This is a genomic window from Defluviimonas sp. D31, from assembly GCF_033436765.1.
In the GTDB taxonomy this organism is placed as follows: domain Bacteria; phylum Pseudomonadota; class Alphaproteobacteria; order Rhodobacterales; family Rhodobacteraceae; genus Albidovulum.
In genome coordinates this window covers 49276-69978 of record NZ_JAWQFN010000010.1, presented here as the reverse complement: position 1 = coordinate 69978, position 20703 = coordinate 49276, and the positions used below count along the sequence as shown (strand labels likewise).

At 68.7% G+C, this 20703-nt stretch carries 20 protein-coding genes; 4 read left to right on the top strand and 16 right to left on the bottom strand.

What is annotated here, in order from left to right; all coding sequences use genetic code 11:
• Positions 1–143 precede the first annotated feature (143 nt).
• A complete protein-coding gene (locus R5H32_RS16515; protein WP_318339796.1) occupies positions 144–1136 on the top strand; it encodes a type I glyceraldehyde-3-phosphate dehydrogenase in 993 nt (330 codons plus the stop codon).
• A gap of 78 nt (positions 1137–1214) precedes the next feature.
• On the opposite strand, the gene R5H32_RS16510 is transcribed toward R5H32_RS16515, so the two are convergent.
• The 4 genes from R5H32_RS16510 to puuE all read right to left on the bottom strand — a co-directional run bounded on the left by R5H32_RS16510 (position 1215) and on the right by puuE (position 5439).
• Complete coding sequence (locus R5H32_RS16510; protein WP_318339795.1) at positions 1215–2561, bottom strand: nucleobase:cation symporter-2 family protein; 1347 nt, start codon at positions 2559–2561, stop codon at positions 1215–1217.
• 49 nt (positions 2562–2610) lie between these two features.
• Positions 2611–3105, bottom strand: coding sequence for an ureidoglycolate lyase (locus tag R5H32_RS16505; protein ID WP_318339794.1), 495 nt, complete (start codon positions 3103–3105; stop codon positions 2611–2613).
• Positions 3106–3190: 85 nt separating this feature from the next.
• Complete coding sequence (locus R5H32_RS16500; RefSeq protein WP_318339793.1) at positions 3191–4027, bottom strand: bifunctional allantoicase/(S)-ureidoglycine aminohydrolase; 837 nt, start codon at positions 4025–4027, stop codon at positions 3191–3193.
• Positions 4024–5439, bottom strand: a complete 1416-nt coding sequence (puuE, locus tag R5H32_RS16495; RefSeq protein ID WP_318339792.1) for an allantoinase PuuE — start codon at positions 5437–5439, stop codon at positions 4024–4026. Before puuE ends, R5H32_RS16500 begins: the two co-directional genes overlap by 4 nt.
• 155 nt (positions 5440–5594) lie before the next feature.
• On the opposite strand from puuE, the gene uraH reads away from it, so the two are divergent.
• Positions 5595–5954 (top strand): hydroxyisourate hydrolase, encoded by a 360-nt coding sequence (gene uraH / locus R5H32_RS16490; protein WP_318339791.1) that lies wholly within the window; start codon positions 5595–5597, stop codon positions 5952–5954.
• Between the two features lie 202 nt (positions 5955–6156).
• Positions 6157–7527, top strand: a complete 1371-nt coding sequence (locus tag R5H32_RS16485) for an FAD-binding oxidoreductase (RefSeq protein WP_318339790.1) — start codon at positions 6157–6159, stop codon at positions 7525–7527.
• A gap of 86 nt (positions 7528–7613) precedes the next feature.
• Here R5H32_RS16485 and R5H32_RS16480 read toward each other — a convergent pair whose 3' ends face one another.
• The 12 genes from R5H32_RS16480 to R5H32_RS16425 form a co-directional block, all read right to left on the bottom strand.
• Positions 7614–8879 carry a cytosine deaminase gene (locus tag R5H32_RS16480; RefSeq protein ID WP_318339789.1) on the bottom strand — a complete coding sequence of 422 codons (1266 nt, stop codon included), beginning with the start codon at positions 8877–8879 and terminating at the stop codon, positions 7614–7616.
• Positions 8880–9824 carry an ABC transporter permease gene (locus R5H32_RS16475; RefSeq protein ID WP_318339788.1) on the bottom strand — a complete coding sequence of 315 codons (945 nt, stop codon included), beginning with the start codon at positions 9822–9824 and terminating at the stop codon, positions 8880–8882.
• A complete protein-coding gene (locus R5H32_RS16470) occupies positions 9824–10873 on the bottom strand; it encodes an ABC transporter permease (protein WP_318339787.1) in 1050 nt (349 codons plus the stop codon). Before R5H32_RS16470 ends, R5H32_RS16475 begins: the two co-directional genes overlap by 1 nt.
• On the bottom strand, positions 10863–12407 hold the full coding sequence (locus R5H32_RS16465) for an ABC transporter ATP-binding protein (RefSeq protein ID WP_318339786.1): 1545 nt from the start codon (positions 12405–12407) through the stop codon (positions 10863–10865). The genes R5H32_RS16470 and R5H32_RS16465 overlap by 11 nt, the downstream gene beginning before the upstream one ends.
• Positions 12407–13432, bottom strand: coding sequence for a BMP family protein (locus tag R5H32_RS16460; protein ID WP_318339785.1), 1026 nt, complete (start codon positions 13430–13432; stop codon positions 12407–12409). The genes R5H32_RS16465 and R5H32_RS16460 overlap by 1 nt, the downstream gene beginning before the upstream one ends.
• Positions 13433–13588: 156 nt before the next feature.
• Complete coding sequence (locus tag R5H32_RS16455; RefSeq protein ID WP_318339784.1) at positions 13589–14284, bottom strand: ABC transporter ATP-binding protein; 696 nt, start codon at positions 14282–14284, stop codon at positions 13589–13591.
• On the bottom strand, positions 14271–14987 hold the full coding sequence (locus tag R5H32_RS16450) for an ABC transporter ATP-binding protein (protein ID WP_318339893.1): 717 nt from the start codon (positions 14985–14987) through the stop codon (positions 14271–14273). The genes R5H32_RS16455 and R5H32_RS16450 overlap by 14 nt, the downstream gene beginning before the upstream one ends.
• Entirely contained in the window at positions 14984–15925 is a 942-nt protein-coding gene (locus R5H32_RS16445; RefSeq protein ID WP_318339783.1) for a branched-chain amino acid ABC transporter permease, read from the bottom strand. Before R5H32_RS16445 ends, R5H32_RS16450 begins: the two co-directional genes overlap by 4 nt.
• Positions 15922–16803: a branched-chain amino acid ABC transporter permease gene (locus tag R5H32_RS16440; RefSeq protein WP_318339782.1), complete on the bottom strand. Its 882-nt coding sequence runs from the start codon at positions 16801–16803 to the stop codon at positions 15922–15924. The genes R5H32_RS16445 and R5H32_RS16440 overlap by 4 nt, the downstream gene beginning before the upstream one ends.
• Before the next feature lie 40 nt (positions 16804–16843).
• Positions 16844–18127 carry an ABC transporter substrate-binding protein gene (locus R5H32_RS16435; RefSeq protein ID WP_318339781.1) on the bottom strand — a complete coding sequence of 428 codons (1284 nt, stop codon included), beginning with the start codon at positions 18125–18127 and terminating at the stop codon, positions 16844–16846.
• Positions 18128–18223: 96 nt separating this feature from the next.
• Entirely contained in the window at positions 18224–19582 is a 1359-nt protein-coding gene (locus tag R5H32_RS16430) for a hypothetical protein (RefSeq protein WP_318339780.1), read from the bottom strand.
• Entirely contained in the window at positions 19582–20163 is a 582-nt protein-coding gene (locus tag R5H32_RS16425) for an amino acid synthesis family protein (protein WP_318339779.1), read from the bottom strand. The genes R5H32_RS16430 and R5H32_RS16425 overlap by 1 nt, the downstream gene beginning before the upstream one ends.
• 237 nt (positions 20164–20400) lie before the next feature.
• Between R5H32_RS16425 and R5H32_RS16420 the strand changes: the two genes are divergently transcribed.
• Positions 20401–20694 (top strand): hypothetical protein, encoded by a 294-nt coding sequence (locus R5H32_RS16420; protein WP_318339778.1) that lies wholly within the window; start codon positions 20401–20403, stop codon positions 20692–20694.
• The last annotated feature ends 9 nt before the right edge of the window (positions 20695–20703 follow it).

Below are 20703 nucleotides of genomic sequence, written 5' to 3'. Positions count from 1 at the left end.
CGAGTATAGGCACGGCGCCGGCGCGTGAGAAGGCTGTCGGGTCGCCGCGCGGGACCGGCCCTGCGCAAGCGGGTCGCCACGCCCATTGCGAGGGACCGCGCTTCGTGGTTTGAGATGGGAAGCTGCCCAGAACGGAGTGCACCATGACCATTCGCGTCGCCATCAACGGGTTCGGCCGGATCGGGCGGTCGGTGCTGCGCGCGGCGCTTTCGGGCGCGGGCGGCAAGGGCATCGAGATCGTCGCGGTCAACGACATCGCGACGCCCGAGATGGCGGCCTATCTCTTCGAATACGATTCGACCTTTGGCCCCTGGAAGGGCGAGGTGCGGCTGGAGGAGGCAGCGCTCGTGATCGACGGGCGGCGGATCCGGCTGACCGGGGCACGCGATCTCTCGGCGCTCGACCTCTCCGGCATCGACGTGGTGATGGAATGCACCGGGCTCGGCGGCGAGCGCTCCTTCGCGGAGGCGGGGCTCCGCGCGGGCGCGGGCCGGGTGCTGGTCTCGGGCCCCTCGAAGACCGCCGATTTCACGCTTGTCCTCGGCGCCAACGAGGAGCGGCTGGAACCCGGGCACCGGATCGTCTCGAACGCCTCCTGCACCACCAACGCGCTGGCGCCGCTGGTGCGGCTGATCGAGCGGGACTGGGGGGTGGAGACCGGCTGGATGACGACGATCCACTGCTATACCGGCAGCCAGCCCACGGTCGACGCGCCGGGCAAGGAATATGCGCGGAGCCGTGCCGCGGCGCTGTCGATGGTGCCGACGACGACCTCGGCGCAGAGGCTTCTCGACATCGTCCTGCCCGAGATCGCGGGGCGGATCGAGGGCGCGGCGGTGCGGGTGCCGGTGGCCTCGGTCTCCGCCGTCGATCTGGCGGTGATGACACGGGCGAAGCCGGGGCGCGAGGCGGTCAACGCCGCGCTGAAGGCCGCGGGCGGGGTGATCGGCTCCACCGAGAGGCCGCTCGTCTCCTCCGACCTCAGGGCGCGGCCCGAGAGCATCGTGATGGCGCTGCCCGAGACCCATGTGACCGCGGGCGGGCTGATCCGGGTCTTCGGCTGGTACGACAACGAATGGGGCTTTTCCAACCGCATGCTCGATGCGGCGCGGTTGATGGCGTCACGCCCCGCGTGACGCCATCTCAGGCTGTGGCCGGTGCGCAAGCACGGGCCACAGCGCATGACTTGCGTCCGGAACGGACGCTCCGCCGGATCAGTCGTCGATCGTGTCGGGCAGGACCAGGTTCAGCACCACGGCGATGATCGCGGTCGGCAGCAGGCCCGAGGTCATGAGGATCTGCGCGGTCTTGGGCAGGTGCTGCAGCGCGCCGGGCTCCAGTTGCAGCCCGAAACCGACCGACAGCGCGATGGCGAAGATCACCATGTTGCGGCGGTTCCAGGTGACGTCCGAAAGCATGTTGACCCCGGCTGCGGCGACCATGCCGAACATCACGATCACCCCGCCGCCGAGGACATTGATCGGCACGGTCTGGATCACCGCGCCGATCTTCGGAATGAGCCCGCAGACGATCAGGAACAGGGCGCCGATGGTGACGACGTGGCGGCTCATCACGCCGGTCATGGCAATGAGGCCGACGTTCTGGCTGAAGGAGGTGTTCGGGAGGCCGCCGAAGATGCCGGCCACGGCGGTGCCGAGCCCGTCGGCGAAGGTCGCGCCGGCGATCTCCGTGTCGGTCGCCTCACGCCCCGCGCCGCCCTTGGTTATGCCGGAGGTGTCGCCCACGGTCTCGATCGCCGAGACGACCGCCATCAGGCACATGCCGATGACGATCGCGCCATTGAACCCGAAGCCCCATGCGAAAGGCAGCGGCGGCGCGAAGAGGGCGGCCCCCGCGACGCGGCCGAAATCCACCTGTCCCATCGCCAGCGCCACGACGTAGCCCACGACGATGCCGATGAGGACCGCCGCCACGGCGAGGAAGCCGCGGGTGAAGAATTTCAGCGCCAGCGTCACCGCGATGACCACGAGGGCCGGGAACCACATCGCGAGCGATCCGTATTCCGGCTTGCCGACGAGCGGCACGCCACCCGCCGCGTACTGGATGCCGACCTTGATGAGCGCGAGCCCGATCATCAGGACGATGAGCCCGGTCACCAGGGGCGGCAGCGCGTAGCGGATGCGGCCGATGACGAAGCCGAGGCAGAAGTGGAAGCAGCCGCCGATGACGACGCCGGTCATAAGACCGGCAAGCCCCGCGGTGCCGAGCCCGGCGACCGCCGGGATCATGATCGGCACGAAGGCGAAGCTCGTCCCCTGCACGATCGGCAGCCGAGCGCCGACCGGGCCGATGCCGATGGTCTGGAAAAGCGTCGCGATCCCCGCGAAGAGCATCGACATCTGGATCATGTAGAGCATCGGCGCGAGATCGTCCGAGCCGAAGCCGACGCCCGCCGCCCCGGCGACGATGATCGCGGGTGTGACGTTCGAGACGAACATCGCCAGCACATGCTGGATGCCGAGCGGCACGGCCTTGGCCAGGGGCGGCGTGTAGTCGGGATCGCGGAGTTCTTCCGGCGTCCCGATGGAAACATCGGCCATGGGTCTCTCCCTCGCTGTCGCGCGTTCCGGGGCCGTTGACCGGCCTTCGTCAGCTGTTGGACGCCACGACAAGGGGCGTCGGGAACCAGTGTTCCTCGAGATTGGGGGTTGCGCCGATGCGGTCGATCACGGCGAAGAGGCCGGGGGCGTGGAGCGGCGTGAGGACGCCGTGCCAGGTGTTCCTGAGCAGGTTGATCCCCTGCCCCGGCGCGGCGAGGAAGGCGCGCGGGCGGCCGGGGGTGCCCCCCTCGTCGGGGGCGACGATCACGAGGAACGGGTCGAGGGACATCGGGATGAAGGCCTGGCTGCCCTCGGGGTGGCGTTCGACCATGTCGAGCGCATAGGGCAGCGCGCGGGACTCGGCCTTGAAGATCGAGATCCCGGCCCGGCCGCCGGGGCCGAAGTCGAGCCGGGCGCGGTCGTGGTAGCGGCAGCAGAGGCCCTGGTTGATGAGCCGGTCGGGCGCGCCGGCCGCGTCGAGCACGTCGCCGAAGGGGGCGAAGCTTTCCCCGCTGAGGGGTTCGGTTCGGATCGGTGCCGTCATCGTCGTCCCTTGCGTCGCGGCCGGGGGTTTCACACCCCCGGACCCCCGTGGGGTATTTTGGCAATGAAGAAGCGGCGAGCCGGGTTCATCGCCCGAAGGCTCCGGGGCCCCTGAGTTTCGCGTGGCGGTTGACGTCCTTGTAGAGAAGGTAGCGGAACGGGCCGGGGCCGGCGGCGTAGCAGGCCTGCGGGCAATAGGCGCGGAGCCACATGAAGTCGCCGGCCTCGACCTCGACCCAGTCCTGGTTGAGCTTGTAGACCGCCTTGCCCTCGAGCACGTAGAGCCCGTGTTCCATGACATGGGTTTCCTCGAAGGGAATGACCCCGCCGGGCTGGAAGGTGACGATGTTGACATGCATGTCATGGGCGAGGTCGTCGGGATCGGCGAAGCGGGTCGTGGCCCAGCGGCCGCCGGTGTCGGGCATGGCGACGGGTTTGATCTCGCGGTCCGAGGTGACGAAGGCCTTCGGCGCGGCGAGGCCGGGGGCGTATTCGTAGAGCTTGCGGATCCAGTGGAAATGCGCGGTGTGGCCGGTGCCGTTGCGGATCTTCCAGTCGGTGCCGGGCGGGATATAGGCATAGCCGCCGGGGCCGAGGTCGTGCTCCTCGCCGTCGAGCGAGAGCCAGATCTCGCCTTTAGTGACGAAGATCACACCCTCGGCGACGGGGTCGGGTTCGGGCAGGTCGGAGCCGCCGCCGGGGCCGACCTCCATGACGTACTGGCTGAAGGTCTCGGCGAAGCCCGACATCGGCCGGGCGATCATCCAGAGCCGGGTGTTGCTCCAGCCGGGAAGCGCGCTCGTCACGATGTCGGAGAAGCAGCCCTTCGGGATGACGCAGTAGGCCTCGGTGAAGACGGCGCGGCCGGTCATCAGGCTCGTCTGCGGCGGCAGGCCGCCCGGGGGGGCATGGTAGGGGGTCATCGGGGCAGCATGTCCTTGAGGCGGAAACCGGCGATGCGTTCGACCTGCTGGCAGGCCTCGGCAAACTCGGTGTCGCTGTCGTTGTCGAGGCGGCGCTGGAAGGCGGCGAGGATCGAGGCCTTGTCGTGGTCGCGCACGGCGATGATGAAGGGAAAGCCGTGGCGGTTCATGTAGGCCGCGTTGAGCTCGGTGAAGGTGGTGCGTTCGGCGTCGGTCAGCGCGTCGAGCCCGGCGCCGGCCTGTTCGGCGGTCGAAGAGGCGGTCAGCCGCTTCGCCTGGGCAAGCTTGCCGGCGAGGTCGGGATGGGCGGTCAGGACGCCGAGCCGCTCGGCGCGGGAGGCGGAGCGGAAGATCCGGGAGAGCGCGTTATGGAGCCCGGCCGCCGTGTCGTGGGCGGGGCCGAGTTCAAGCTCCCAGGCGCGTTCGGCGATCCAGGGGGAATGCTCGAAGACGCCGCCGAAGCGGGCGGTGAAGGCGGCCCTGTCCATCCGGCTCGGCCGGTCGAAGCGCCTGGGCGGATGGGTTTCGGCCCAGTGGCGGGCGATGTCGCGGCGGCGCGGGAACCAGACGCCGTCGTGGCCCCTCGCGTAGTCGAGGAAGCGTTTCAGCCCGGCGATCTTGCCGGGCCGGCCGATCAGGCGGCAGTGGAGCCCGACGCTCATCATCCTGGCGGCACCCGCAGCGCCTTCGGCGTAGAGCGTGTCGAAGGCGTCCTTGAGATAGGTGAAGAACTGTTCGCCCTCGATATAGCCCGGCGCGGTGGCGAAGCGCATGTCGTTGGCCTCGAGCGTGTAGGGGATCACGAGCTGGTCGCGCTCGCCCGCCTCGATCCAGTAGGGCAGGTCGTCGTCATAGGTGTCGGAGATCCAGTCGAACCCCTGTTCGGCCGTGAGCCGCACCGTGTTGACCGAGCAGCGCCCGGTGTACCAGCCGGTCGGGCGGGTTCCAGTGACCTCGGTATGGAGCCGGATCGCCTCGGCGATCTGGGCGCGCTCCTCGGCCTCGGGCATGTCGCGGTGCTCGACCCATTTCAACCCGTGGCTCGCGATCTCCCAGCCGGCCGATGTCATCGCGGCGACCTGTTCGGGGTTGCGGGCGAGCGCGGTGGCGACGCCGTAGACGGTCACCGGGATATCGAGCGAGGTGAAGAGCCGGTGGAGCCGCCAGAAGCCGGCGCGGGCGCCGTAGTCGTAGAGCGATTCCATGTTCCAGTGGCGCTGGCCGGGCCAGGGCTGGGCGCCGGGAATGTCGGAGAGGAAGGCCTCGGAGGCGGCGTCGCCGTGCAGGATCGAGTTCTCGCCGCCCTCCTCGTAGTTGAGGACGAGGCTCACCGCGATCTTCGCGCCGCCGGGCCAGGCGGCGTCGGGCGGGTTCGGTCCGTAGCCGGACATGTCGCGGGGGTAACGGTTCATCGTCGGCGCCTTTGCCACTGCTCCGGTTTCAGTCTTAGCCCCTGCCGCGCTGCAAGATTATCAATAAAAAACTGAAAGAGTTGATGGGTGCGGGGGTGGTCGCCTTTCGTCCCGTCCGGCGCCATGATGCGAGCGACGGCAAGAGGAGGGCGATGATGGCCGAGGGCTACCTGACGACGCATGTGCTCGATACCGCGCGGGGGGTGCCGGCGGCGGGGCTGGAGATCGAGCTTTTCGCACTCGAGGGCGAAGGCCGGCGGTCGCTCGCGCGGATGGTGACGAATGCGGACGGGCGCACCGACAGCCCGATCCTGCCCGGGGGCGCCTTCGCGGCCGGGGTCTATGAGCTTGTCTTCCGCGCCGGGGCCTATCTCGATGCGACGGGGGCCGCGCCGGAGGCGCCGCGCTTTCTCGACGAGATCCCGATCCGGTTCGGGATCTCGGACCCGGAGGCGCATTACCATGTGCCCTTGTTGCTCTCGCCCTTCGGGTACGGGACCTACCGCGGCAGCTGAGGCGGCCTTTCGAGAGCCGGCGGGCGCGCGGCTCCGGGTATGGTCACGCCAGCGCCTCCTGGAACGCGCCATCGCATCCGGCCCGGCTGCCTTGGGGTTGAGTCGACGGTCCACATTCACCCAAGTTTTTCTGATAAAATGAAAAAACGCGCCGGGATGGTTCCGGCGCTCAAAAAAGAGAATTCGTTCTCAGGGGGATATCATGACCGCTAAGACAGCGAGTGAGTTGCGCGAACTCATTCGGGGCGACGTAATCGTTCCGGACGACGCGGAGTTCGAAGCGGCACGCAAGGTTCACAATGGCATGATCGACAAGCGTCCGGCGGTCGTCGTGCGCGTGGCGAATGCCGGCGACGCGATGACCACCGTCAACTTTGCCCGCGACAATCGCCTGGACCTGTCGGTCCGCGGCGGCGGGCACAGCGGACCGGGGTTCGGCACCAATGACGGCGGGGTCGTGCTGGACTTTTCCCGGATGCGCGGGGTCCGGGTCGATCCGGTCGCCCGGACCGTCCGGGCGGAGGGCGGCACGACCTGGGGCGACTTCAACGCGGCGACGCATGCCTTCGGGCTGGCCACGACCGGCGGCGTGATCTCGACCACCGGCATCGCCGGGCTGACGCTCGGGGGCGGCATCGGCTATCTGTCACGCGGGCACGGGCTGTCGCTCGATAACCTGATCTCGGCCGACGTGGTGACCGCAGATGGCAGGATGGTGATCGCGAGCGAGAACGAGAATGCCGACCTCTTCTGGGCGCTGCGCGGCGGCGGCGGAAACTTCGGGGTCTGCACCTCGCTGGAATACAAGCTGCAGCCGGTCCAGAACGTCTACTGGGGGCCGATGTTCTACGAGATCGAGGAGACCGAGAACATCTTCAAGTTCTACCGTGACTACATCAAGACGGCCCCGCGCGAGATGGGCTGCTTCCCGGCGTTCCAGATCGCGCCGCCGCTGCCCTTCATCCCGGAGAACCGGCACGGCGACATGTTCGCCGCCATCGTGGCCTGCTGGTCGGGCGACCCGGCGGAGGGCGAGCGCCAGTTCAAGGCGTTCCACGAAGTCGCCGAGGTCAAGGCCGAGATGGTCGGCCCGCTGCCCTACCCGGCGATCAATGGCGCCTTCGACGGGTTGTTCCCGACCGGCATCCGCCAGTACTGGAAGGGCAACTTTGTCAAGGAACTGACCGACGAGGCGATCGCCGCCCATGTGAAGCACGGGCCGAACGCGCCGACCGTCAGCTCGACCATGCATCTCTACCCGATCGACGGCGCCTGCCAGGATGTGGCGGCGGATGCCACGGCCTTCGGCCACCGCGACGCCAACTTCTCCATGGTCATCATCGCTGCCTCGGACGATCCGGCGCATGATGCCGCGCATACCAAGTGGGTGCGGGATTACTCGGATGCCGTAGCGCCGCATTCCGAGCCCGGCGGCTATATCAACTTCATGGACGACGACGACAGCGGGCGGGTGCAGGACAACTACGGCGGCAACTACGAGCGCCTTGTCCAGATCAAGCGCCGCTACGATCCCGACAACCTGTTCCGGATCAACCAGAACATCGCGCCCTGACGGGGTGTTCCGTTCGCGGAGCCCGGGGGAAAGCGATCCTGCCGATCGCGCGGGCACTGACTGTCGCGGTCGGCGCCCCGCTGGCCTCAGTGGCGGCGGCGCAGGGTTTCCGGGCGGCCGGGAAGTGACAGACGGGCGTCGCCGCGCGCGCTCCGGGCGATCACCTTGCCCTTGGCGATCACCGCGAGGCGGGCGGCGCGGAGCCTCAGCGCCTCGGTCGGGCTGGCGGCGTCGAGGATGACGAGCGAGGCCATGTCGCCCTTCTTCAGCCCGTAGCCCTGAAGCCCCATGATCCGGGCGTTGGCATTGGTCACCATGTCGAAGCAGCGCGCCATCTCATCCGGATGGGTCATCTGCGCGACGTGGAGCCCCATGAAGGCGACGTCGAGCATGTCGGCGGTGCCCAAGGAATACCAGGGGTCCATGACGCAGTCCTGGCCCCAGCCGACGGTGATGCCGTGGGCCTGCATCTCCTTCACCCGCGTGAGCCCCCGGCGCTTCGGATAGGTGTCGTGGCGGCCCTGAAGGGTGATGTTGATGAGCGGGTTGGGGATCGCCGCCATGCCGCTTTCGGCCATCAGGGGCAGGAGCTTCGAGACGTAGTAATTGTCCATCGAATGCATCGAGGTGAGATGCGAGCCGGCCGCCCTGCCCTTCAGCCCGTGGCGCGTGACCTCGCGCGCCAGTGTCTCGACATGGCGGCTCATCGGGTCGTCGGTCTCGTCGCAGTGGAGGTCGAGCATCAGCCCGCGTTCGGCGGCGATGCGGGCGAGGTCGGCGACGCTCTCGCGGCCCTCCTCCATCGTGCGCTCGAAATGCGGGATGCCGCCGACGACATCGACGCCGCGGCCGAGCGCGCGGATCAGGTTCTCGCGGCCGGTCCTGGTGCGGTGGAGCCCGTCCTGGGGAAAGGCGACGAGCTGGAGGTCGATATAGGGGGCGACTTTCTTCTTCACCTCCAGAAGCGCCTCGACGCCGCGCAGGTGGTCGGGCGTGGTGTCGACATGGGAGCGGATCGCGAGAAGCCCCATCGAGGCCGCCCAGTCGCAATAGGTGAGTGCGCGGGAGACCATCTCCTCCACCGTCGCGATCGCGCGGAGCTCGCCCCAGAGCGCGATGCCTTCGAGGAGCGTGCCGGAGGCGTTCACCCGCGGGATGCCATAGGAGAGGGTCGCGTCCATGTGAAAATGCGGATCGACGAAGGGCGGCGAGACGAGGTCGCCGGTGGCGTCGATCACCTCCTTCGCCTCGGCCTCAACCCGGCCGGTGGCGGCGATGCGGTCGCCGGTGATGGCGATGTCGGAGACCGTGCCATCGGGGAGCGTCCCCCCCTTGATCAGAAGGTCGAACATCTAGCGTTCCCCCTTGTTGAATGGGACCATCAGCGCGGCCGGCACCTCGGCGCGGCGCGACATGAGGATGAGGGCGAGGATCGAGAGGACGTAAGGCACCATCAGGAAGACCTGGTAGGGCACGACCGCGCCCATCGGCGTCTGCTGGAGCCTGACCTGCAGCGCGTCGAAGGCGGCGAAGAGGAGCGCGCCAAGGGCTGCCTTGCCGGGCCGCCAGGCGCCGAAGACGACGAGCGCGATGCAGATCCAGCCGCGGCCGTTCACCATCTCGAAGAAGAAGGACGAGAAGGCCGACATGGTGAGGAACGCGCCGCCCACCGCCATCAGGCCGGAGCCGACGATCACCGCGCCCATGCGGATCGCGGTGACGGAGAGGCCCTGCGCCTCGACCGAGGCCGGGTTCTCGCCCGCGGCGCGCAGGGCGAGGCCGAGCGGCGTGCGGTAGAGGGTGAAGGCGACGACGGCGATGAGCGCGAAGGCGAGGTAGGTGAGCGCGGTCTGGGCGAAGAAGGCGGGGCCGATGAGCGGGATCTCCGAAAGGTAGGGGATCGCGAAGGGCTGGAAGGGCGCGATCTTCGGCGGCGAGGTGACTTCGGGAAGCGATATCCGGTAGGCGAAGCTCGCGCTCGCGGTGGCCAGAAGCGTGACGCCGAGGCCGACGACATGCTGGGAAAGGCCGAAGGGCACGGTGAGCGTCGCGTGGAGGAGGCCGAAGAGCATGCCCGCCAGCATCGCGACGAGGACGCCCGCCCAGAGCCCCGCGCCGAGATAGACCGCCATCCAGCCGGCGAAGGCGCCGATCACCATGATCCCCTCGATGCCGAGGTTGAGCACCCCGGCGCGCTCGCAGATGAGTTCGCCCAAAGTGGCGAAGATCAAGGGCGAGGCGATGCGGACGGCGGCGGCCCAGAAGCTCGCGGTGAGGAGGATGTCGAATATCTCCATCAGCGCCACCTGATCCGGGCGCGGGTGAGGCGGAGCGCCAGCACCATCGTCAGGAGCGCGGTCGCGGTCAGGATGTCGGCGATGTAGGTCGGTACGCCGGCGGCGCGGCTCATGCTGTCGGCGCCGACGAAGACGCCGGCGACGAAGAGCGCGGAGAGCACCACCCCGAGCGGATTGAGGAGCGCCAGCATCGCGACGATGATGCCGGTGTAGCCGAAGCCCGGCGAGAGGTCCAAGGTGAGGTTGCCCTTCAGCCCCGCGACCTCGGAGAAGCCCGCAAGCGCCGCCAGCCCGCCGGAAAGAAGCGCGGTCTTGACCATGACGCGGCCGACCGGGATGCCGGCGAAGCGCGCGGCCTCGGCGTTGAGGCCGACGGCGCGGATCTCGTAGCCGAGCGTGGTGCGGGTCTGGATCACCCAGACCGCGATGGCCGCGAGGATCGCCAGCGCGAAACCCCAGTGCAGGCGCAGCCCGTCGACGATGCGCGGCAGGCGGGCGGCCTTTTCGAGCGCGGGGGATTTCGGCCAGCCCATGCCCATCGGGTCCTTCATCGGCCCTTCGAGGAGGTAGGAGACGAAGAGGAGCATGATGAAGTTGAACAGAAGCGTGGTCACGACCTCGTCGACGCCGAGCCGGGTCTTGAGGAGCACCGGGCCGAGGAGGGCGAGCGCGCCTGCGAGCATCGCGGCGAGGGCGATGACGGGGAGGAGCAGCGCCGACGGGAGCGGCAGCGCCCCGGTGCCGAGGAGCACGGTGACGATGGCGCCCGCGTAGAGCTGCGCCTCGGCGCCGATGTTCCAGAGCTTCGCCCGGAACGCAACGGCGACGGCGAGGCCGGTGAAGATGAGAGGCGTCGCGCGGTTCAAAGTTTCGAGAAGTGCAAATTTCGACCCCGCAGCGCCCTTCAGGATCAGCCCCAATGTTGCAAAAGGGTTAGCGCCGGCAAGGAGCGCGAGGAGCGAGGCGACCAGCACGGTGAGTGCGAGCGCCGTTGCGGGCAGGCCGAAGCGGCGCACAGCCGTGGGATTGGCGATCGGCTCAAGCCGCATCGGCGCCTCCGTCGAAGCCCTGTCCCGCCATCCAGATGCCAAGCTCGGCCGGGGTCCTGGTGCCGCGCGGGAAGGCGGGCGAGAGCCGGCCCTCGTAGATCACATGGATGGTGTCGGAGAGCGCCATGATCTCGTCGAGGTCCTCGGAGATGAGGAGGACCGCCGCCCCCCGGTCGCGGGCGGCGATGAGCTGGCCGTGGACGAAGGTGACGGCGCCGATGTCGAGGCCGCGCACCGGCTGGTTGGCGAGGATGATCTTCGGACCGGCTTCAAGCGCGCGGCCGAGGATCAGCTTTTGCATGTTGCCGCCGGAAAGAAGCCGGATCGCGGCCTGCGGGCCGGGGCAGCGGACGTCGTAGGTGTCGATGATCTTCCGCGCGAAGCCCTCGGCGGCGGCCCAGTCCATCCAGCCCTTCCGGCTGTAGGGGGCGCTCTCGTAGCTTTCCAGCACCGCGTTCTCGGTCAGCGAGAAATCGGCGACGGTGCCGGTCCGGTGGCGGTCCTCGGGGATGCGGGCGATGCCGGCGGCAAGGGCCGCGCGCGGCGACCAGTCGCCCTGATGCGGCGGGGTCAGGTCCATCGTGCCCGCCGCAGGCCTGTCGAGCCCGCCGATGAGGTCGGCAAGGGCCGACTGGCCGTTGCCGGAGACGCCGGCGAGGCCGGTGATCTGGCCCGCGCGGAGCGTCAGGTCGATGCCCGCGAGACCGGGCGCATTTCCGCGCGGGGTCGTCGTCACCCGCCTCAAGGTCAGGAGCGGGGCGCCCGGGTCTCGTTCCGCGAGTTTCGGCGCGGTGATCTCGGCGCCGACCATCATCTCGGCCAGCCTGTGGCGGTCGGTGTCGGCGGTCGCGACCTCGCCCGCGAGGCGGCCGTGGCGCAGCACGAGGACGCGCGAGGAAATCGCCATCACCTCGTTCAGCTTGTGCGAGATGAAGATGACCGAGAGGCCGAGCGCCACGGCCTTCCTCAGCGTCTCGAAAAGCGCGGACGTCTCCTGCGGGGTCAGGACGGCGGTCGGCTCGTCGAGGATCAGGATGCGGGCGTCGCGGTAGAGCGCCTTGAGGATCTCCACCCGCTGGCGTTCGCCGACCGAGAGCGCGCCGACGCGGGCGTCGGGGTGGACCGCGAGGCCGAAATCGGCGGAGAGCTTGGCGACCTTCGCCCGCGCCGCCCCGGTATCGAGCCGCGGCGAGAGGAGCGAGCCGGTGCCGAGGAGGATGTTCTCCAGGACCGTCATGTTGTCGGCGAGCGTGAAGTGCTGGTGCACCATGCCCACCCCCGCCGCGAGGGCGGCGCGGGGATGGCCGGGCGGCAAACGCCGCCCGAACACCTCGACGGTTCCCGCATCGGCGGTGTAATGGCCGAAGAGGATGTTCATAAGCGTCGTCTTGCCGGCGCCGTTCTCGCCGAGAAGGGCGACGACCTCGCCCTTCCGCAGCTCGAACGAGATCGCGTCGTTGGCGAGAAGCGCCCCGAACCTTTTGGTGATGCCGTCGAGGCGGAGGACGACCTCCGCCCCCTCGCCCCCAGCCATCAGGACGACTTCGGCTCTTCGTCGTTGATCTCGACGGTGAAGCTGCCGTCCTTGATCGCGGCCTCGCGCTCGGCCACCAGCGCCATTGCCTCGGCGGGCACCTTGCCCTCGAACGTGCCGAGGGGGGCGAGCGAGCAGCCGCCTTCCTTCAGGAAGGAATAGGTGCCGTAGTTGTCGGCCTTGAAGCTGCCGCCGGCGACGGCGGCGAGGGCGGCGTTCAGCGTCGGTTCGAAATGCCAGAGCGCGGAGGCGACGACGGTCTCGGGGTAATCCGCTTGCGTGTCGATCACGTTGCCGACGGCGAGGATGCCGCGTTCCTGGGCCGCGTCCGAGACGCCGAAGCGTTCGGCATACATGAGGTCCGCGCCGTTATCGATCATGGCGAAGGCGGTCTCCTTGGCCTTCGGCGGGTCGAACCACGAGCCGATGAAGCTCACCTGGAAGGTGGCGTCGGGCTTCGTCTCGCGCACGCCGGCGATGAAGGCATGGATCAGCCGGTTCACCTCGGGGATCGGGAAGCCGCCGACGACGCCGATATTTCCCGACTGCGTCATCGCGCCGGCGATGATGCCGGAGAGATAGGACGCATCCTGAATGTAGTTGTCGAAGACCGCGAGGTTCGGATGCGCCTCGTCATGGAGGAACGACGAGCCGAGGAGAAACGCCGTCTCGGGATATTCGTCGACGACCTCGCGCGCCTCCTGCTCGACGCCGAAGATCTCGCCGACGATGAGCTTTGCGCCCTGCTCGGCATATTCGCGCATGACGCGGGGATAGTCGGTGTTGGTGACGTTCTCGGTGAAGGTGTAGTTGGCGCCACCGGCCGCGACGGCGGCTTCGGCGGCGACATGGATGCGGCTCACCCATTGCTGTTCGACCGGCACGGTGTAGATGCCCGCGACCTTGATCGGGTCGGCGGCGAGAAGCCGCTTCGGCAGTCCGACGACCCCGGTCGCGGCAATGGCGCCCGCGCTCGCCATGAGATGCCGACGGCTCAGCCCGGCCGGCTTGATCCTTCCAGTCATGTTCAACCCCCTGTCGGTTTGTTGCACTCCCTCGCGAAAATTTTTATCAATTGGTAAAGTTTTTTCAGATTCGCGCAAGAAAATTCTAAACCCGCCAGAGCAAAAGGGAATGCCGGTCTTGGGCCGCGCATTCCGGGCCGCGACCGGCCTGCCCGCTCAGACGCCGACATAGGCGGCGAATTGCGGCGCATCGGCGCGAAGGCCGGCCGCCGGGACGGTTTCGGCGACGCTGCCGCCCGTCATGAAGGCGATGCGGTCGGCGACCGACAGGGCCGCATCGACGCGCTGCTCGACGAGGATCGTCGCGACGCCGGTTTTCTTCAGCGCCACCACGGTGTCGCGGATCAGCGCGATCATCGAGGGTTGCAGCCCCTCGGTCGGCTCGTCGAGAAGCAGGACCTTGGGCTCGAGGCAGAGCGCGCGGGCAATGGCGAGCATCTGCTGCTCGCCGCCCGAAAGCGTGCGCGAGACCTGCCCCATCCGTTCTCGGAGCCGGGGAAAGAGCTGGAGCACCCGGTCGCGGGTGCGGGCGTCGCGGTGGCGGGTCATCAGGCCGATCTCGATGTTCTCGGCCACGGTCAGGTCGCCGAAGAGCCGCCGCCCCTGCGGCACATAGCCGACGCCCTGGCGCGGCACCTCGTGCGCGGGCAGGGTTTCGAGCCGGGCGCCGTCAAGCTCGATCGTCCCGGCGCCGGCGCGGACCTGGCCGATGATGGTCTTGAGCGTGGTGGATTTGCCGGCCCCGTTGCGGCCCATGAGACACAGGACCTCGCCTGCCGCGACGGAAAGGGAGAGCCCGCGCAGCACCTGGACGGCGCCGTAGCCCGCCTCGATCCCCTCAAGCCGCAGCATGCGGATCCCCGAGATAGGCCGCCTGCACCGCCCTGTCGGCGCGGATCGCCTCCGGCGTGCCGGTCGCCAGGACCTCGCCGAAGTTCAGCACCGTGATGCGGTGGGCGAGGTCCATGACCACGTCCATGTTGTGCTCGATGAGAAGCACCGTCGCCTCCGGCACCACGCCGCGCACGATGTCCTTGAAGGTCTCGATCTCGCCTTGCGCGAGGCCCTGCGTCGGCTCGTCGAGGATCAGGAGCTTCGGCTTCAGCGCGAGGCCCATCGCCACTTCGAGAAGCCGCTGGTGGCCGTAGCTGAGGGTTCCCGCGATCTGGTCGGCGCGCGCCTCGAGCCCGACGCGGGTCAGCGCCTCGGTCGTGTCCCCGGCGAGGCGACGGGAATGGCGGCTCTGGACCGCGAGGGCGACGTTGTCGAAGACGGTGAGCGCGCCGTAGACTTGGGTGATCTGGAACGTATAGGCAATGCCCGCCCGGACGCGGGCATGGGCGGGGGTCCGGGTAATGTCGCGCCCGGCAAAGCGGATCGTGCCGGACTGGACCGGGATGCGGCCCGAAAGGAGGCTCACGAAGGTGGTCTTGCCGGCGCCGTTCGGGCCGATGAGGGCGTGGATCTCGCCCTCCTCAAGGTCGAAATCCACCCCGTCGACGGCCTTCAGCCCGTCGAAATGGCGGGTGAGCCCGCGCGCCTCCAGAAGCGTCACGGCAGCCATCTGAGCCCCCGTTCGCGGAGCGTGCCGAGGATGCCCTTCGGCGCGAAGAGGATGAGGAGGACGAGGGCTGCGCCGGTGACGAACTGGTGGGCATCGGTCACCGAGGACGCGTAGTCGATGAGGTAGAACATCAGGAGCGCGCCGAGGAACGGGCCGATCACCGTGCCCGCGCCGCCGAGAAGGACGTAGAGAAGCGGCAGGATCGAGTATTGGACCGAGGCGAGGCTCGCCCCGGCATAGCCGAACATCAGCGCGTAGGCCGCGCCGGAGAGGCCGGAATAGAGGCCGGAGATCGTCAGCGCCGCGAGCTTCACCGTGAACGGGTTGTAGCCGAGCATGCGGCTTCGCTCCTCGTTCTCGCGCATCGCCACCATGATCCGGCCGCGCGGCGAGCGGGCGAGCCAGAGGTTGACGAGAAGGGCCACCGCGAAGAGCGCGAAGGCCACGAGGTAGCGGGTGTTGTCGTCGGAGAGGTCGAGGCTTCCGAGCATGCGGCCGGCCTTAGGGATCACGATCCCCTCGTCGCCGCGGGTGTAACTGCCGAAGTAGAGCACCGTCAGGTAGCCCGCCTGCGCGAACATCAGCGTCACGATCATGAAAGCGACCCCGGCGGTGCGGAGCGCGAAGAGGCCGAGCGCGAAGGCGACGAGCCCCCCGGCGGCGAGCCCGGCGATCAGGCCGGTCGCCGCCGTCCCGTCCGCGTGATAGGCGAGAAGCCCGGCGGCATAGAGCCCGGCGCCGAAGAAAAGCGCGTGGCCGAGGCTCAGGAGGCCGGTGTAGCCGAAGGCGATGTTGTAGCCCATCGCGTAGATCGCGAGCACCATGATCCGGGCGATATTGGTGTGGTGATAGGCGGGCGCCGCGACATGGAACGCGAGAAGTGCCGCGAGGAGGCCGAGGTGGAGGAGAAGCGCCCGGTCGAGCTTCATGCCGCGCGCTTTCCGAAGAGGCCCTGAGGCCTGAGGACGAGGATCAGCGCGACGGCGAGCGTGGCCACGATCTTGGCGAGCGTCGGCGCGAAGAAGGTGGAGATGACGCCGTCCGAGAGCCCGATGACGAGAGCCGCGACCAGCGTGCCGCGCAAGCTGCCCAAGCCGCCGATGATGACGACGATGAAGGACAGGAGCAGGGGATCGCCGCCCATCAGGTAATGCGCCTGCTGGATCGGCACGATGAGGACGGCGGCGATGGCGGCAAGCCCCGCCCCCATCGCGAAGACCCCGGCATAGACCTTGTCGACATTGATCCCGAAGGCCCTCGCGGTGTCGCGGTCGATCTGGGTCGCCCGCATGATCAGCCCGGCGCGCGTGTGCCTGAGGATCAGCCAGACCGCGAGGAGCACAAGGGCCGCCGCGACCACCACGGCGAGCTTGTAGCCGGAATAGCCGAACCACGGCAGCTGGATGCGGAAGTTAAGCGGTGCCGGCACCGGGCGCGCGTCGGGGCCGAAGACGCTCAGGGCCGCCTGTTCGAGTATGTAGAGAAGCCCGATCGTCGCGACGATGGTCGCCTCGGGCTCGTAGTTCAGCCGTTTCAGGACGGCGGTATCGGCGGCCGCCGCGATGGCGCCGACGATGAGCGGGCAGAGGACGATCGCCACAGCGAAGGACAGAGCCGCCGGACCCGGCACCCATTGCGACACGAACCACGCGAGCACCGCGCCCAGCATGAAGAAGGCGCCGTGGGCGACGTTCACCACCCGCATGATGCCGAACACCAATGACAGCCCGGAGGCCGTCAGCGCGAGGACCGCGGCGGTGACGAGGCCCTCCATCAGGGCGAGAAGCAGGAACGGTCCGAAATCCACGCACAAATCGGGCGGGGATTACGCCCCGCCCGTCCCGGTATCAGAAGCTCATCGTCGTGTAGTCGACCTCGTCGGGATAGAACCCGTCCTCCATCGAGGTCTGGTGGACGCGCACGAGCTTGCCGCCCTCGACCTTTGTGATGGACTGGAGCCCGAAGGCCTGGTGGGTCTTGCCGTTGAAGACCTTCGGCCCCTGCGGATGCGCCTGTCCTTCCTCGAACCCGGTCATCGCCTCGATGGCTTCCACGATCTTCTGCCGGTCGGCGGGGCCGGTGTAGCCCGCCGCCTCCATCGCATGCTTGATGACGAACAAGGTCTCCCAGGTCGAGAACATGTGGGCGTAGGTGGCGATATCGGCGGGGTCGGAGACCGAGGCGCCGTTGTCGTCGACGCCCACCGCGTCGCGGTAGAAGGTCTCGTGCTCGGAGGCGTCGGCCTGCTTGTAGCGCGGATGGCCTTCCCAGAAATGCGAGCCGTCGAGAAACTCGAGGCCGGGGGAGTTGATGTCGACGGCTTCAAGCGAGTCGATGAAGCCGAAAAGCTGCGGCCGCGCGCCCGAGCCGTAGAACTCGCCCAGTTCCTTCACGAAGGTGAGGACGGCGGGGCCGACCATGACGTGATAGATCACCTCGGTGTCCGAGGGGATCTGCGGGAAGTAGCGGGTGAACGAGGTCTCGGTCGGCGGGATCGCGATCTGCTGGATCACCTCGCCGCCCTGCGCGGCCATCGCTGCGGTGAAGAAGTCGCGGTGATCGTGGCCGAAGGCGAAGTCGGGGAAGATCATCGTGACCTTCTTGCCGAGGTTCGATGAGACGAAGGGCGCCATGCCCTGGACCTGGCTCTTCACGTCGGTGATGCCGGGCTGGAGCGTCCAGCGGTTGAGCATCCCGCTCGCCACATGATGGCCCTCGGAGCAGACGAGATAGGGCACCTTCAGCTCGCCCGCGCGGGGGGCCGAACCGATCACGACATGGGAAAAGAGCGTGCCCATCACCAGGTCGCAGTTGGACTGGGTGGTGAGCTTCTCCACCACCTCGGCGCCGCGCTTGGGATCGGTGCCGTCATCCTCGAAGAGGATCTCGACCGGGCGGCCATTGATGCCGCCGGCCTCGTTCAGCACCTTCAGCGCGGCCGAGGCGGTGCGCTCGTACCAGCGGCCGTAGGAGGCGCCGATGCCGGTGCGGTGGAGCTGGAAGCCGATGCGGATCGGCTCGGAGGACTGCGCCTGGACGAAGCGCGGGACGGCGGCGAGCGCGCCGGCGCCGGCCATGCCCTTGAGGATCGTGCGGCGGGTCGGGGTCGTGGTGAACGGTCTTCCGGTCATGGAACATCTCCGCTGTTGGATCTGGCGCGTTCTGGCCGCGCGCCCGGTTCTCGTGCGAAATCGGAACACGGGAAGTGCCCCGAATGCAAGGATTTCTCATCCGACCGCCGGGGTGGACAGGAGCCAGAGGCCGAAGACGGTGTAGCCGACCATCAGCGCCGTCATCGGCAGATGGGCGCGAAGCGAGTGCCCGCCGGCGATCCGCTCGGAGAGTTTCATGCCGATGAGGACGGCGAGGAGATGCGCGCCGAGGATCGTCGCGAACTGCGCGATCCAGATCATGCGGACCCCGGCGCGGGTCGCGAGGAAGCCGAAGGAGACCCAGTGCTCTGAGAGGCCGAGAAGCTGCCAGCCCCGCCCGAAGGGGTCGTTCAGCGCCGCGACCGCATACTGGCCGTTCGTCAGGAGCGCGATAAGGTAATGCGCGACGTGGTAGCCCGCCGCGATCGGCAGGAAGGCGAGCATCATCGGTCCCGCCGCGTCGCGGAACCGCCCGGCGGGCAGGCCGGCACGGATCGCGCCGAGGATGAGCGCGGCGCTGAGCAGCCAGAAGAGGGGCAGCGCAAGGCTGTTGACGCCAAGCACCGCCGAGCGGCCGGGGAACTCGAGGGGGTTGATGCCAAGGCGCGCGAGCCACCAGAAGGTTTCGGTCAGGCCGTCGAAGCTGACGGAGGCGAGGACGAGGGTGACGAAGGCCCCCGCCGAGAGAGAGAGCGGTGCGAGGCGCAGCACCTGCGCGCCGGGCAGACCGGCGAAGATCCGCAGCCTGTCGCCCGCGGGTTCGGCCCAGAGGGGCGCGATCTTCGCGACGAAGCCGAAATAGACGGTCAGGAACTCGCCCCGGTCGAGCCAGTCCTCACCCTCGGCCACGGCGAGGGCGACGATGACGAAGTAGTAGCCCGCCGCCACGCGGGCGAGGACGGCCGGATCGGCGGGCGCGAGCGAGACGATCTCGAACCAGGCAAAGCCGAGATAGCCCGCGACCGCCGGCCAGTGGCCGAGCCGGGAAAGGCCGATGCCGCGGTTGATGCCGAAAAGGCGGCGGAGCGCGCGGGCCGGGGCCGACCACGGCTCGATGTCGCGCCAGAGGTTGCCGAAGAGGACGCACGCGAGGGTGAGGCCGACCCAGAGCAGGGTCCAGACCGTGAGCGGCAGCAGGTTCTCCAGCGGGTCGCGGGTGCCGAAGAGGCCGACCGCGACAAGCCCCAAGAACGCCGCCGCGGAGAGCCACCCGGCGAGGGCGCGCGGCACGAGGCGCGGCCGCTCGAAGATCTGGTGCGCCGCGAACCGGGGCAGAAGGCGCGCATCGAGCCCGACAAGCGCGGTCAGCAGGACAGCAACCCCTGCGCCAACCATGTACCAGCCGGTCGGCAGGGTGAGGATCACCATGCGCTCGGAGGCATGCGCGAGGGCCGGACCCGGCAGGAGCGCCAGCAGGACCGCGAGGCCGCGCATCAGCGCAGGCCGTCCTCGCCTTTTATCTGGTGCGCCTCGAGCCCGCCCATGCGGGAATGGATGCGCGGTCCCCTGGCCATGCAGAGCGCGAAGACGATCTCGTCGGGTTTCGGCCCGTCGGGGACCATCACGGTCAGCGTGTCGAAATGGCTGCGCACATAGGCGGCGTTGACATGGGCGAGCGGCAGGTCGAGCGTCGTGCCCGCCGCGCCGACCTTCTTGGCCGAGGGCACGATGGCCCTGGTCTCGCCAAGGAGCGCGCGCATGCCGTAGCCGCCGGGCGCATGCCAGAGCGCGCCGTGTTCCAGCTCGCCGTTCAGGCCGACGAGCGCGCCCTTGCCGTAGGCGTCGATCCCCGCGGCCCCGCCGAGCGCGGCGATCAGCCGTTCGCCCATCATGAGGGCGAGCGGCTTGAGGTCCTCCATCGCCGGTTGCAGGTCGGGCTCGTAGCGCCCGGCGAAGGGGTTCGAGACCACCGCGAGCACCGCCGCGCGGGCGCGCGGGGTCGCGGCATCGGCGCCGCCGTCGTGGTGGATCTCGTCGGTGACGAGGCTCAGCTTGCGCAGGCGGAAGGTGGCCAAGGCGGTGCTCCTCTCTGGTCCCGAGGCACCATGCCGCAATCGGGGCGGCCCGGCAATGACGCGGGTCGGTTCAGGCGGGATCCGGGTCTCGCGTGGGCGCGTCTGGGCGCGCGTGACGCAAGGTCCAGGCCCCCACGGCCGATCTGCGGCTGGTTGTTGCAGCCCTTTTGGTGTACGCTAACATGGTTGAGGTGGGATCTTGTGGAGTGCGTTGGCTCGAGTGGTGGGGCGAAAATCATGTCAGGCATGAACTGCAACTATCAACGCAGGGTAACTGCGCGTGAGCTGACGGCGGCGCTGTCGGAGACGGAATGTCACCATTGCCGGGTTTCGGCACGGGTTCTGCTGGAGCGGGGCGCGCATCTCGAAGTCTGCGCCGAGGAGTTCGGCTCCGACATCGAGAGCGGCGAGCGTTTGCTGGTCCCGATCGCGCTGTGCCCATCCTGTCACCGGAAAAACCATCTCGATGCGCAGAACCGGCACAATCCCTGCCAGTTCAAGGCGCGCGAGAGCCGCGAGCGGATGCGCTGAGGCGCCGCG

Excerpts from the sequence above, each read along its gene's own strand:
- R5H32_RS16515 (WP_318339796.1), top strand. The coding sequence starts at position 144 with ATGACCATTCGCGTCGCCATCAACGGGTTCGGCCGGATCGGGCGGTCG.
- R5H32_RS16510 (WP_318339795.1), bottom strand. The coding sequence starts at position 2,561 with ATGGCCGATGTTTCCATCGGGACGCCGGAAGAACTCCGCGATCCCGAC.
- R5H32_RS16505 (WP_318339794.1), bottom strand. The coding sequence starts at position 3,105 with ATGACGGCACCGATCCGAACCGAACCCCTCAGCGGGGAAAGCTTCGCC.
- R5H32_RS16500 (WP_318339793.1), bottom strand. The coding sequence starts at position 4,027 with ATGACCCCCTACCATGCCCCCCCGGGCGGCCTGCCGCCGCAGACGAGC.
- puuE (WP_318339792.1), bottom strand. The coding sequence starts at position 5,439 with ATGAACCGTTACCCCCGCGACATGTCCGGCTACGGACCGAACCCGCCC.
- uraH (WP_318339791.1), top strand. The coding sequence starts at position 5,595 with ATGGCCGAGGGCTACCTGACGACGCATGTGCTCGATACCGCGCGGGGG.
- R5H32_RS16485 (WP_318339790.1), top strand. The coding sequence starts at position 6,157 with ATGACCGCTAAGACAGCGAGTGAGTTGCGCGAACTCATTCGGGGCGAC.
- R5H32_RS16480 (WP_318339789.1), bottom strand. The coding sequence starts at position 8,879 with ATGTTCGACCTTCTGATCAAGGGGGGGACGCTCCCCGATGGCACGGTC.
- R5H32_RS16475 (WP_318339788.1), bottom strand. The coding sequence starts at position 9,824 with ATGGAGATATTCGACATCCTCCTCACCGCGAGCTTCTGGGCCGCCGCC.
- R5H32_RS16470 (WP_318339787.1), bottom strand. The coding sequence starts at position 10,873 with ATGCGGCTTGAGCCGATCGCCAATCCCACGGCTGTGCGCCGCTTCGGC.
- R5H32_RS16465 (WP_318339786.1), bottom strand. The coding sequence starts at position 12,407 with ATGGCTGGGGGCGAGGGGGCGGAGGTCGTCCTCCGCCTCGACGGCATC.
- R5H32_RS16460 (WP_318339785.1), bottom strand. The coding sequence starts at position 13,432 with ATGACTGGAAGGATCAAGCCGGCCGGGCTGAGCCGTCGGCATCTCATG.
- R5H32_RS16455 (WP_318339784.1), bottom strand. The coding sequence starts at position 14,284 with ATGCTGCGGCTTGAGGGGATCGAGGCGGGCTACGGCGCCGTCCAGGTG.
- R5H32_RS16445 (WP_318339783.1), bottom strand. The coding sequence starts at position 15,925 with ATGAAGCTCGACCGGGCGCTTCTCCTCCACCTCGGCCTCCTCGCGGCA.
- R5H32_RS16435 (WP_318339781.1), bottom strand. The coding sequence starts at position 18,127 with ATGACCGGAAGACCGTTCACCACGACCCCGACCCGCCGCACGATCCTC.
- R5H32_RS16430 (WP_318339780.1), bottom strand. The coding sequence starts at position 19,582 with ATGCGCGGCCTCGCGGTCCTGCTGGCGCTCCTGCCGGGTCCGGCCCTC.
- R5H32_RS16420 (WP_318339778.1), top strand. The coding sequence starts at position 20,401 with ATGTCAGGCATGAACTGCAACTATCAACGCAGGGTAACTGCGCGTGAG.